This window comes from Methanothrix harundinacea 6Ac, from assembly GCF_000235565.1.
Classification (GTDB): domain Archaea; phylum Halobacteriota; class Methanosarcinia; order Methanotrichales; family Methanotrichaceae; genus Methanocrinis; species Methanocrinis harundinaceus.
On the sequence record NC_017527.1, the window covers coordinates 320,784 to 333,530 of the forward strand.

Genomic DNA, 12,747 nt, shown 5'->3' on the forward strand with positions numbered 1-12,747 from the left:
CTTCGCCCCCACCTCCCCTCTTCTCCACTTTCTACCTTTTCCTCTCCGTCACCGTCCTAGGGGGCGAAGCGGATCCCCCAGAGCCATCCGCCCTGCCCCTGGGCGAAGACCCATATATCCCCCATCCCATCGGAGGCGGCCGTCGGCTGGCCCGAGATCGAGCCCTTGAGGTTCTCGCCGGCCGCCCAGCCGCTGCCGCCGCCTTCGAGATGGACGAGCTCTCCATCCAGGACCCCGAAGAGGTGCGTCCTTCCCTCCTCGATCACCACCGCCGGGGTTGAGTCGATCGCCTGGTCTATCGTCTCGAAGGACCCCTCCCCCGTCTCGGGGTCGAGGGCGAGATGGCCGATCCCGCCCCCTGGGTCCTTGGCGAAGAGGTGGATCCGCTCCCCGTCGGTGGCCGCGGCCGGTGGGGTGGAGAAGGACCACTCCAGGGGCTGCCACCCATTCCAGGCCGGATCCTCCCCCGAGCCGACGGGGGGTAGGGTGGCAACGTTCCAGAGGAGGCCTCGGGATCGATCCAGGGCGAAGAGGTGGATCTCGTCGCCGAAGATGACCGCCGAGGGCCTCGATCCGATCTCCCCCCCCAGGGGGGTCCAGTCGGCGGTCCTGTCGCAGCCGACGCCGCCTCCGCTACCCCAGCACCTCTTGTAGAGGCAGTGGTTTGTGGGCCCCCAGGTGAAGAGGTGGTAGTCCCCACCTTCTGACCCGGTCGCCGCCGCCGCCAGCTCGTACTTTCGGAAGTGGACCCCGCCGAGGTTCTTGTTGTAGGGGGGCGGCCCAAAGATCTTCGACCAGTCGGACCAGCTCTCTTGCTCCTGGAGGCGGATATGCCAGAGGTCGTTGTCGTTTCCCCCCGTGAATACGTCTACGATGCCCGGCTCCGAAGAGATGGCGACGGGGGCGGTGGTCAGCCTCACCCCCTTCACCGAGATCCAGCTGGACCATCCCGTCTCGGTCCGGAACTGGACCCGTTTCACCGAGGGCAAGAGGCCCTGGGGTTCGTTGGACGCACCGATGACCACCACCGGCGAAGACGCGTCGTTCCCGGGTCTCACCTTCTCGAACTCCGCCAGCTGACCCCACGACGGTCCCGCCAGGAGGAGGGCCGCGAGAAGGGCGGAAAGGTATGCAATTGCCCTCAGATCCATTTTTGCCTCCGGGGAGGTCTTGGCGATGATCGTATATCTGATTTCCTGAGGCCCCGGGGGCGGCCGGGCCCGGAGCCGGCCTCCTCCATCGCCATCCGTCTCTGTCAGAGCTGCCGGAGTGGCCGGAGGCGATCGATTGATATTTATCGTACAAGAGAGTGATGGTTTTCAGGTTGATGGCCATGTTTGACTACTGGAATCCGCACATAGAGCGCATGCCCCTCGAGGACCTCTCCAGGCTTCAGGAGGAGCGGCTCAAATCGATGGTCCATTACGTCTACGATCACTCCCCCTTCTATCGAGAGAGGTTCCGGGAGGCTGGGGTGGCCCCTTCGGATATAAAGGCCCTCTCCGACCTGGCGAAGCTCCCCTTCACCTACAAGGTCGATCTCCGGAACACCTACCCGACGGGGATGTTCAGCCTTCCGAGGAACAGGATCGTGCGGTACCACGTCTCCAGCGGCACCACCGGAAAGCCGACGGTCGTCGGCTACACCAAAGACGACATCGAGATGTGGTCGGACTCCCTCGCCCGGGCCCTGACGTCCATCGGCCTAGGCCGCGGCGACGTCATCCAGGTCGGCTACGGATACGGTCTCTTCACAGGCGGCCTGGGCCTCCACTACGGGGCGGAGAAGATCGGGGCGACTGTTCTGCCCACCGGCACCGGGAACACCGAGCGGCAGATCATGCTGATGCAGGATCTGGGGAGCACCGCCATCGCCTGCACCCCCTCCTACTTCCTCCACATCGCTGAGGTGGCGGAGAGGATGGGGGTCTCCATCCGGGACGACACCAGCCTGAAGGTGGGGGTCTTCGGGGCGGAGCCCTGGTCCGACGAGACCAGAAGGAGGATCGAGGAGGCGACGGGGATCAAGGCCTACGACATCTTCGGGACGAGCGAGATGAGCGGCCCCCTCTTCACCGAGTGCCAGGAGCAGAACGGGATCCACATCTGGTCCGACATGTTCCTCATCGAGGTTATCGACCCCAAGACCGGGGAAGTGCTCCCCGACGGCGAGACGGGGGAGCTGGTGATAACGACCCTCTCCAAGTGGGCGATCCCCCTCATCCGGTACCGGATCGGGGACCTGACGAAGATCGACTCCGAGCCCTGCCCCTGCGGCCGGACCCACCCCCGGCTGATGAGGATTCTGGGCCGAACCGACGACATGATCGTCATCCGCGGAATAAACGTCTTCCCAAGCCAGGTGGAGTCGGTCTTGATGACCATCCCTGAGGTCGGCGACCACTACCAGATCATCGTCGACCGGAAGGGGCCCCTGGACATCATGAAGGTGATGGTGGAGGTGACGGAGACCGGCTTCAGCGACAAGATCTCCGACCTGATGTCATTATCCAAGAGGATCTCCAAGGAGCTGAAGGGCGTCCTCAACGTCGTCGCCGACGTGGAGCTGGTGGAGCCGGGGCGAATCCCGCGGTCGGAGGGGAAGGCCGTGAGGGTGATCGATAAGAGGAAGGTCTGAAGGAAGGCGAGAACGCGGAAGGCGAAGAAGGACGGCAAATAAGGAGGTGCGAAAGTTGGTGGCAATTAAGCAGATATCGTTATTCGTAGAGAACAAGCCCGGCAGGATGGCGAAGGTCTCAAAGACCCTATCCGACGCCGGAGTCAACATCCGGGCCCTCACCGTCGCCGAGGCGGGGGACTTCGGGGTGATCCGGATGGTCGTTGACGATCCCGAGAAGGGGTACAAAGTCCTCCACGACGGCGGCTTCACCGTCTCCGAGACTGAAGTTCTGGCCGTCGAGATGAAGGACATCCCGGGGGGCTTATACGAGATCGTGAACACCCTCGGCGAGAGCGAGGTCAACGTCGACTACGCCTACGCCTTCGTAACGACGAAGGCCGAGCGGGCGCTTCTGATCATCCGGGTCGACAACCTGGAGAAGGCGAGGCGCGTCCTCACCGACGCTGGGGTGAAGCTCGCGACGAGGGAGGAGATACAGAAGATCTGAGCCTAAAGAAGGGGCGCCAGCCGATGGCGCCTTGAATATCATTTTTCTATCAGAATATGTAGCATATTGACCGGGCATTATATGATTGAGATTCACCAAAATAATTGCAGAGATCCGTTTATGAGCGGTAGAATCTGCTGATTTAATAATTCCATCCCCGGAGTAATTTGTTCCGATATCTTGGAACCTTCTTTTATTATCAATGGGAGAAGATAGGTTGTAATGAACGGAACCAGGGATGAACTTATAAAAATTAATACGGATCTAAAGTTATATGCATGCTTGCTCGCCTCCTTAACTCGATCCCTCTCATCTTTGAGGAAGTTCATAGATGTCAGTATCCTATCGAGCTTCTCCTGATTATCCCAATATCCCTCGCCAGCGATTATCTCCTGTACCCTATGATTCTGCTGTCTATATAGCTCGTTGATGGAATCGATGTTGCGCCCCCGCTCGGCCTCCAAAAGTTCCTGGATTATGAACCAACTAGAAATAAAAAAATAAACTGTAATGCTAAATAATATGGATAGAAATATAATCTCGTGAAACATGATCTTATAGGGATCTATGAAGTTTATAATCGCCAAAGATACTGCGATGAATTGATAGACCACAAGCTTGAGTATAAGGTTTCTTACTTGTTTCAGACCCCCTACATCATCGACGTTGAATAGATCTATCTTGATAATATGTCCATGTGATCTGCCCTTCAGATCGCGGAGTGCCCATCTTGTATTGAAGATGATCCATAGTATCATGGCCATGGTATATAGTATTAACAAAGCTGCAATATTATTGAATATGTCGAGTGATATGCTATCGATGGATAACGATCCCGTCAATTTGTATTCTGTTAAGAGATACGAACGAACCTCACCGCGGATCAGATCTATCCCATAGAATGGAATAATAGCTAGGATCAGTATTATATAAAACTTTTTGGATTTTGTGAACCTATCTTCGAGCTGGATATTCAGGGCAACTATCTTTTTCTGGCATCCAGGAGCCGGCTCCATCATCTCGAAGATTCCACGAACATTATCTATGAAGTATTTGACTCCTGCCATACCATAAGCAACTAGAAGACTGGTAATTAATATCTTTCTTTTAATATTCGCATCCCAGTCGTGGTAATCCGGGAGACTCTCTACAAGTACGCTCAAAATTATATAAATTAAACAGCAGCAAATAAAAATGATCAGCGAAACGTAGGGATATGGAATAGGTATCTTTTTGAACGCCCCATCGATCCAGCTCCAGCTCTTATCCTCCGGCATAATACGACGCCATCCTTTTATCTAGATTATATCATCTTTCCGAAATGAAAAAGCAATCCTCTAAGGGAATAGATCGAAATGCCATTTATTGTACCAATACCAATCGAACCACGAACTCCAGTCGATATGGATTGGTTCCGGCACGAGCACAGGTTGAGACTTAGTCTCGCCTGATACGTACATGCACCCTGAAACGTTCCCCAGCATCTCCTCGCCTTCCCTGGCGTAGCCCCGGTAGTCTCCCGAGAGGCATCCTCCATCGACGACGGAGACGAGCCTGAGGATCAGATCCTCTTCCTGAGTGATAAAAAAGAGCTCCAGGAGGTTTTCTTCAAACGATCCGCCGGCGCTCACCATCCGCGTCGAATTCTCAGAGGTAAGGTTTCCATAGCCGAAGACGGCATCATCGGCTTGATAAAGGGTTAAATTGGCATACCTGGTAACATTATCCTCCAGGATAAGCCTCCAATTCCCCGTGACATCCTGTTTTGACGGTATCAAAACCAAGGCTCCGGGCTGGTCGCTCCCTCCGGTCTCATTGCCCATCTCCGCCGCCGCAGAAGATGCCGGAAGGAGGATCAGGATCAAAGCCGTCGCAATAATCGGCCGAAGCCTGTTCTTTATGCCATCTTTTCTGTTCATCCGCACCCACCTCAAGTCCATAACGAAATTAGGTATTTTTATATCTCCACATCTGTGGATGAGTTGATCTCCTCTTCAGCCCACGAGATTTCCATTTTTGTCCGTCTTGATCAGCCAGAGGTCGTCCCCACCGAAGTTGTCGAGGGTATAGCCTGTTATGATGTAGCCTTCGTCTGTCGTCTGCTGAACCGAAAATCCCACCTCTTGCCCAGCTCCTCCGAAGGTCCTGTCCCATACCCTGTATCCGGAGGAGTCCGTCTTGATCAGCCAGAGGTCGTCCCCACCAAAGTCGTCGAGGGTATAGCCTGTTATGATGTAGCCGCCGTCGACTGTCTGCTGGACCGAATGCCCCTCCTCTTGTCCGGCTCCTCCGAAGGCTCTCTCCCATTCGCTGTACCCGAATGAGTCCGTCTTGATGAGATAGAGGTCTTTGCCGCCGAAGTCATCGAGGGTATAGCCTGTTATGATGTAGCCTTCGTCGGCCGTCTGCTGGACCGAATGTCCCCAATCGGCCCCCTCACCGCCGAAGGTTCTCTCCCATACTAGGTCTCCGGCCAGGTCGGTCTTGATCAGCCAGAGGTCATCCCCACCGAAGTTGTCGAGGGTCCTGCCCGTTATGACATATCCGCCATCGTCCGTCTGCCAGACCGAATCCCCCTGTTCATGCCCCTTCCCCCCGAAGGTTCTCTCCCATACTAGGTCTCCGTCCGGGTCGGTCTTGATCAGCCAGAGGTCGTCCCCACCGAAGTTGTCAAGGGTGTAGCCTGCTATGATGTAGCCACCGTCGGCTGTCTGCTGGACCGAATTTCCTTCATCCTGGCCCGATCCACCGAAGGTTCTGTCCCATACCCGGTTTCCAGCCGAGTCGGTCTTAATCAGCCAAACATCTTTACCGCCTAAGTCGTCTTGGGTATAACCGGTTATGATGTAGCCACCGTCGGCCGTCTGCTGGACCGAATTTCCCCAATCGGCCCCCTCCCATCCGAAGGATGTGTCCCATGCTCTATATCCGGCCGAGTTGGTCTTTATCAGCCAGAGGTCGTCTCCTCCGAAGGCGTCGAGAGTTCTGCCCGCTATGATGTATCCTCCGTCGGCCGTCTGCTCAACTGAATATCCCCCATCCTGGCCTGCTCCTCCGAAGGTCCGGCTCCATCCTTCGAGGCCTTTCTTATCCGATTCGGCCAGTACCCCCCGTTCCGGTCGGTGGTCTTCGGCGGTTGACGACTCTTTCTCACCGACGGTCACCTTTTTGGAGTTAGAGCTTTTAGCCCCGTCGTCGTCAGTTACGGTCAAAACAACGGAGTATACTCCCCCTTTGATATATTTGTAGTCGACACAGGCGAACCCCTGTTTGCGCCCCCCCTCTCCGAAATCCCATAGATAGTCGACTATCCTGCCGTCCAGGTCTTCGCTCTCGTCTGCATCAAAGGTCACGATGCCGTCCGCCCGGGGGCTGGTGGGGGCGTAGGAGAAGGCTGCTACCGGGGGCTTATTTACTCTTAGATCCCTGGTGGTGCTGTTTACCGCGTCGTTGTCATCAATTATTTCCAGTTTTATAATAAAGTTGCCCCCTTTCAGATAATTGTGGATGGCTTGTGGCCCTCTCGCGGTCTTCCCATCGCCAAAGTTCCACCGGTATTCGGTGATCTTGCCGTCGGCGTCAAGGCTTTGGGATGCGTCGACGGCGATCCCTTCACCAACGTTCGGCTCACTATTATTGACGGAGAACTTCGCTATAGGGGGCAGATTTATCTTTATGGGAATTGACTTGACCCCCAGGGCCCGGTTGCTGTCTTTGACGGTCAGGCTCACGTTGAAGGTGCCACTCCTTGGGTAAAAATTGGTTGCCAAACCATCGGATAGCTCCATGGTCGTATGGCCGTCTCCGAAGTTCCACGTAAATGAGGCAACTTCCCCGTCCTCCTCGTCGTAGCTCTCCGAGGCGTCGAAAGTTATGAGATATCCCGATTTTTTATCCTCGATCGAATAGCTGAACTCGGCCACCGGTGGCTCGTTCACCTCGATCGAGGATATGGTCCGGTTCTCCTTCCCCTCCACGTCGGTTACTTTTAGCATGACGGGGTAAGGGCCGCCTTTCCGGTAGGTATGATTGACAACAGGGCCCTTTTCTCTTACACCATCCCCGAAGTCCCATTCGTAGTCTGCGATCCCTCCATAGAGGTCGTAGCTTTGGGATGCGTCGAAGATTATAGGTTCTCTGGCGTTGGGTTCTTCGACCTCCCATGAGATAACCGGATTGGGTGGTATGTTGGGTGGGTTCAGTGAGACGATGGGAAGATGGGGGTTTACCCGGACGAAACCTTTATGATTATCAACTGGATAAAAGGGCCCCCCGGGGTGGTCAGCCCACCAGTCCAGGTTGAGCCAGACAAAGCCCGACTCGTCCACATGTGCATATATTTTCTCTACATTATATTTCTTTTTCAACCACGTGGATGTTTTATTAACTTTATTATCATTGCTATTATGTTTGCCAATACAGACCTCGGTATATGCATGCCCTTGCCATTCATCATAAACCAGATTGATCTTGGTAGTTCCGCCAATATTTTCTATCAACGCCGCCATGAGGATGGCGAAATCGTCACAATCTCCCGCCCCTGCCCGCCCGATCTCCTCTCCCAGTCGGATGGTTTGGTTTGCATAACGGTAGAACTCTCCGCACCGTGGATCTCCGGTATAATTCCAGTTATTTTTAAGGTATTCGAAGATTTCGCAGACCTGTTCCACCGAATGATCCCCAGGAAATCGTTGCGCCAACGAAGCGGCCTTATCGACGACTTTTTGGTTGCCCACTTCCACCCTTTTCTCGATCTCCTTCTTTATGGAGGCTAGATCTCTCTCTCCGGGACAGATGGTTTTTTCGCCCGTATCGCCTGATCTGCTGGTGACGGTGAAGGTAGCTATCTCTGACCCGTTCAGTTCCGATAGGGAATACTGATCCAGCTTCATCGAGCCGGATTCCCCGAGGGCGTAGGCTGCCTCTTCACAGGATGTGACATAGCAACATACAATCGATACCGACAGCAACAGACTCAGAATCTTGCGCATAATATCTCTATAATATCAAACTTTTTAACATATATACTTTTCTTTGAGGGCTCGTGTCTGTCCATTTTTAGGGACTTCATTCTGACCATCGATCTTTTGTTTTGAGCCGCTTTAAGTCTCCCACCTGATCGGGATAATGGGCTTTGATGATGAAATCGCCGGATGATTCCGATGCCGTGTTAATATAAATCTCGGAGGCTTCTGATAGACGGAATGGCGGGTCATCTCTGATTACGGAGGTTTTAGGACGCCTCAATTTATCTGCGCCGCCCGCCCACCGGACCTCCGCCCGTCCTTTGGAGCCACTGTTAAAAATCGTTGGCTGCCTCTTCTTCACCTGCAGACGAATATATGCCTCGTCAGGCTCCGGTGTACCCTCTCCTGATGAGCTTCCAGAATCTCGAACCCCGCCTCCTCGATCGCCCCGCCGACGGGCCGGTCTTCGACATAGATCATCCTCCGGCCGGGGACCAGGACCCGCCGCAGCTCGGCGAGGCTTCCTGTGAGAAGCTCGTCCCTCGATCCCGCCTGGATCAGGGCCGACCTCCCGTAGGGGGCGTCGGAGACGGCGGCCTCGACGGACTCGTCTTTGAGGGGGAGCCTCATGGCGTCCCCGACGATGAGGGTGCAGTCGAGCCCCTCCAAATTGGAGGCGGCGCCCCGGACGATTCTCCACTGGACGTCGACGCCTACGCCGCGAACCGCCATAAGCCCCGCCTCCACCAGAAACCCTCCGGTCCCGGCGAAGGGGTCGAGGAGCCGCTCGCCTTCTCTCACTTGAGAGAGGTTGACGAGGGCTCTTGCGAGCTTGGGGAGGATCGCCCCCGGGTGGAAGAAGGGCTTTTTGTGGGGGCGGCGGTCCCGAAACCCGGTCCGGTCGGAGCGGGCGACCTCCCGGCCCAGGAGGACCCCCTCGGAGGTGACCACCGCCCGGATCTCAATCTGGGGGTCTGCCAGATCGGCCTTGTAGCCTCGCCTCCAGAGGACCGAGCCGACCATCCTCTCCACCTCGTCGCTTCCGAGGGGAGCCTCGCCGAGCCGCTTCGCCCTGACCCTGTAGGATCTATCGGGAAGGTCGAGCTCTGCGGCGGCCCTGGCGACGCCCACCGCCGTCGGCTCGGCCTCGGCCGCCACCTCGACGACCCGGTGGACCATGGCCATCCGCGCGCCGAGGCGGTCGAGGGAGAGGTCGAGGTCCTTTGCCTCGACGACGAAATGGCGTTCGCCCTCGGAGACGGCCCGATATCCCGCCGAGGTGATCGCGAGCAGCGCTAGCGCCTCGCTCCGGGGGATCGTGGGGTGCTCCCCTGAGAGCTCGAAGGCGTACCGGGGCGCCATCTCAGATCCGGGGAGCTTCGAGGTAGCGGTTGACCCGCTTGTAGTCGAACTCCTCGGCGTCGAGGACGTTCTCCAGGAAGTTGAAGAGGGCCCTCCGGACGTCGCCGGTGAGGAGGGGATACCAGGTGGGGCTGGCGACGACGACCATCCGAAAGGCGAAGAAGGGGGCGATCACCGAAAGAAGCTCCTCGTCCCCCGTTTTATCGAGGTAGTTCTCGAAGAAGAGCTCGAATAGGGCCGCTAGGCCGCCTTCGAGCCGGAGGCTCTTCTGGACGGAGTAGAAGATGTAGTTCGTCGTCATCGCCGTGACGTCGTCGGCCGCCTCCCCCCACTCCCCCCGGGACCGGTCCAGGACCGAGAAGTCCGTCCCCGACCGGAACATCACGTTCCAGGGGTGGAAGTCGCCGTGGGCCATGCAGAGCCGGTGGGTCTTCTCCCGAAGACGCCACCTCCAGTCGACGCACCTCTTTTCGATCGCCGCGAGCTCTCCGGGCTTGAGAAAGGCGGGGTCAGCGGGATAGTCGTCGAGGATCCCCATGATGCACTCGCCGTGGCCGACGGTCTCCCGGATCTTCCGGCGGTAGAGGGCGGGGGAGGCCTTCTTCGCAGCGTGGATCTCGGCGAGATAGGTCGAAAGAACCTCGGCCCGTCTCATGTCCAGGTCCGTCGCCCCCTCCTCCTTCACCCGCTCCAGGTCGAAGAAGTACTCCTTCCCCTCGATCGTCTCCATGAGGATGAAGAACTCCTGGGCATCGCCGCAGGAGCTGAGATCCCCATCGGAGCTGAAGTATCCGACATCCATCGACCTGGCGTGCTTCGGGAGGCCTCCGAAGGCGGAGTGCTGCCATAGGAGGACCTGGGCCCGGTCGGAGAAGTGGTCGTGGCCGAACCCCTCCTGGACCCGCATCGTCGAGAGGACCGCAGATCTGGTCTCGCCGCCCGCCCGATACTCCAGAAGGACGGGGCTCCCGTAGCCGAAGCCCTTGACGTCTTCGGTGGTGGGGATCGTCTCTCCGAGGGTCTTCATGCCGACCAGCTCGGCGTCTTCGCCCTCCAGGCTTCTCAGGTAGGCCTCGACCGCCTCTCTCTTCAGGTCCATATCCGTCCCCCTCAGGTCCCCGTCTCCCAGCTGTGGAGGTACTTATCCTGCTCTGGGGTCAGGGACTCGATCTCGATCCCCATCGCCGCGAGCTTCAGGGCGGCGACCCGCTTGTCGATCTCCGATGGGACGGAGTAGACCTTCCTATCGAGTCGTCGGCCGTTCTCGGCGATGTACCGGACGGAGAGGGCCTGGTTTGCGAAGCTCATGTCCATCACCTCCGGCGGGTGGCCGTAGGCGGCGGCGAGGTTTATGAGCCTCCCCTCGGCGAGGAGGTAGATCCTCCTGCCGTCGGCCATTTTGTACTCCAAAACGTTCTCCTGGACCTCGCTCACTCCCGAAGCCATCTCCTCCAGGGCCGGGATGTCGATCTCGACGTTGAAGTGGCCGCTGTTGGCGACGATCGCCTGGTCCTTCATCAGCTCGACGTGCTCTTCCCTGATGACCGAGACGTTCCCGGTGACGGTGACGAATAGATCGCCCAGGGGCGCCGCCGCGGTCATCGACATCACCCGGAAGCCGTCCATCGCCGCCTCCAGGGCCTTCCTCGGTTCCACCTCGACGACGATGACGTTCGCCCCCATCCCCCTCGCCCTTGTGGCAAGGCCGCGGCCGCACCAGCCATAGCCGCCGACGACGACGGTCTTCCCGGCGAAGAGGAAGTTGGTGGCGTTCATGATCCCGTGGATGGTGCTCTGGCCGGTACCGTACCGGTTGTCGAACATCATCTTCGTCTCGGCGTCGTTGACGGCTATCACCGGGTAGAGGAGCTTACCGGCGTCGGCCAGGGCCCGCAGCCGGATAACCCCGGTGGTCGTCTCCTCGCACCCTCCCAGGATCTCGGCGGCCAGATCGGGTCGGTCCCGGTGGATGGTGGCGATGGTGTCGGCGCCGTCGTCGAGGGTTACGTGGGGGCGGATCTCCAGGGCCCGGTTGATGCAGTCGTAGTACTCCTGGTCGTTCTCCCCGTGGAAGGCGTAGACGCGCATACCATCCTCCGCCAGGGCCGCGGCCACGTCGTCCTGGGTGCTGAGGGGGTTGGAGCCCGCCACGGCGATCTCGGCTCCACCGGCCGTGAGGGTCGACAGCAGGTTCGCCGTCTCGACGGTGACGTGGAGGCAGGCGACGACCCTGACCCCCTCGAGGGGGCGCTCGGCGGCGTACTCCTCCCTGATCTTCTGGAGGACGGGCATGTGCCTCCTCGCCCACTCGATCCTCTTTTTGCCCTTCTCGGCCAACTTCGGGTCCTTGATGACGTTCTCCATCAAAATATCACCTTGATCGATCTTGAGCTCTGATTATGGCTTTTGGGATCAGATTCTTTGTATATACTTAAAACCGATCGGTCGGGGCTGTCGGCAACCTCAAGTCTGGGCCATCGACAACTTCAAGTCTGGGCCATCGACAACCTCTATTACTTCGGGATCCAAAAAGCCCCTCATGGACCTGGAGGTCACCCTTCTTGGAACCGGGGTCGGGATCCCCCACTCGGGCCGGGCCCAGGCGGGCCTTGTGATCAGGGCCGAGGAACCTATCTTGTTCGACTGCGGCGCTGGCGCCCTGTTGAGGCTCGCGGAGGCGGGGCTCTCGCCCCTGGAGGTCGACCTCGTCCTCCTCACCCACCTCCACCTCGACCACGTCTCCGACCTCCTCCCCCTGGCCAAGGCCCGGTGGCTAATGGGCGAAAGCGAAATGGAGGTATACGGCCCCGAGGGGACTGCAGGGTGGTTTGAGGCGGTCCGGGGGCTTTACTCTTACCTGAAGGACTTGGACGTATCTTTCACCGTCGTAAATCCCGGAGACGAGTTCTGCCTAAACGGCCTGAGGATCAGGGCACGCGAGGCGGTCCACAGCATTCCAGCCCTCGGATATCGGATCGAATCTGAGACGAAGTCTGTCGTCTACTCGGGGGACACCGAGCCGGTGGAGTCGATAAGGCTCCTTGCCGAAGGCGCGGACCTCCTGGTCCACGAGTGCTCCTTTCCCGAGCCCTTCGTCATCACCAACCACGCAACCCCCCGGCGGCTCGGCCTGACCTTCAAAGGCGCCGGCGTCAAGAGGATAGTCCTCACCCACCTCTACCCCCAGACCGTCGGCTTCGAGGAGGCGATGGTCCGGGACGTCCTGGAGGGCGTCGGCCCCGGCGTCGAGGTTGAGATCGGGCGGGATCTGCAGAGAATATCAATTTAGT

At 58.1% G+C, this 12,747-nt stretch carries 10 protein-coding genes; 3 read left to right on the forward strand and 7 right to left on the reverse strand.

Annotation, left to right across the window (positions count from 1 at the left end; genetic code table 11):
• Positions 1–56 precede the first annotated feature (56 nt).
• The gene (locus tag MHAR_RS01570) at positions 57–1,151 is read right to left on the reverse strand and encodes a hypothetical protein (protein WP_014585879.1); all 1,095 of its coding nucleotides are present in this window, start codon (positions 1,149–1,151) and stop codon (positions 57–59) included.
• 182 nt (positions 1,152–1,333) lie between these two features.
• Here MHAR_RS01570 and MHAR_RS01575 point away from each other — a divergent pair, with 182 nt between their 5' ends.
• Together MHAR_RS01575 and MHAR_RS01580 are read left to right on the forward strand one after the other, a co-directional pair.
• Positions 1,334–2,638: a phenylacetate--CoA ligase family protein gene (locus MHAR_RS01575; RefSeq protein WP_048144236.1), complete on the forward strand. Its 1,305-nt coding sequence runs from the start codon at positions 1,334–1,336 to the stop codon at positions 2,636–2,638.
• Positions 2,639–2,693: 55 nt separating this feature from the next.
• The gene (locus tag MHAR_RS01580) at positions 2,694–3,128 is read left to right on the forward strand and encodes an ACT domain-containing protein (protein WP_014585881.1); all 435 of its coding nucleotides are present in this window, start codon (positions 2,694–2,696) and stop codon (positions 3,126–3,128) included.
• 92 nt (positions 3,129–3,220) lie between these two features.
• On the opposite strand, the gene MHAR_RS01585 is transcribed toward MHAR_RS01580, so the two are convergent.
• From MHAR_RS01585 to MHAR_RS01610, 6 genes are all read right to left on the reverse strand, one after another.
• On the reverse strand, positions 3,221–4,405 hold the full coding sequence (locus tag MHAR_RS01585) for a hypothetical protein (protein ID WP_014585882.1): 1,185 nt from the start codon (positions 4,403–4,405) through the stop codon (positions 3,221–3,223).
• Positions 4,406–4,465: 60 nt separating this feature from the next.
• Complete coding sequence (locus tag MHAR_RS01590) at positions 4,466–5,047, reverse strand: hypothetical protein (RefSeq protein WP_014585883.1); 582 nt, start codon at positions 5,045–5,047, stop codon at positions 4,466–4,468.
• A gap of 75 nt (positions 5,048–5,122) precedes the next feature.
• Positions 5,123–8,119, reverse strand: a complete 2,997-nt coding sequence (locus tag MHAR_RS12335; protein WP_052300972.1) for a PKD domain-containing protein — start codon at positions 8,117–8,119, stop codon at positions 5,123–5,125.
• Positions 8,120–8,452: 333 nt separating this feature from the next.
• Positions 8,453–9,457, reverse strand: a complete 1,005-nt coding sequence (locus tag MHAR_RS01600) for a THUMP domain-containing protein (protein WP_014585886.1) — start codon at positions 9,455–9,457, stop codon at positions 8,453–8,455.
• Between the two features lies 1 nt (position 9,458).
• Positions 9,459–10,556, reverse strand: a complete 1,098-nt coding sequence (locus MHAR_RS01605) for a phosphotransferase family protein (RefSeq protein ID WP_014585887.1) — start codon at positions 10,554–10,556, stop codon at positions 9,459–9,461.
• Between the two features lie 11 nt (positions 10,557–10,567).
• A complete protein-coding gene (locus tag MHAR_RS01610) occupies positions 10,568–11,821 on the reverse strand; it encodes an adenosylhomocysteinase (protein ID WP_014585888.1) in 1,254 nt (417 codons plus the stop codon).
• A 175-nt stretch (positions 11,822–11,996) separates the two neighbouring features.
• Between MHAR_RS01610 and MHAR_RS01615 the strand changes: the two genes are divergently transcribed.
• Positions 11,997–12,746: an MBL fold metallo-hydrolase gene (locus MHAR_RS01615; protein ID WP_048144238.1), complete on the forward strand. Its 750-nt coding sequence runs from the start codon at positions 11,997–11,999 to the stop codon at positions 12,744–12,746.
• Position 12,747 lies beyond the last annotated feature (1 nt).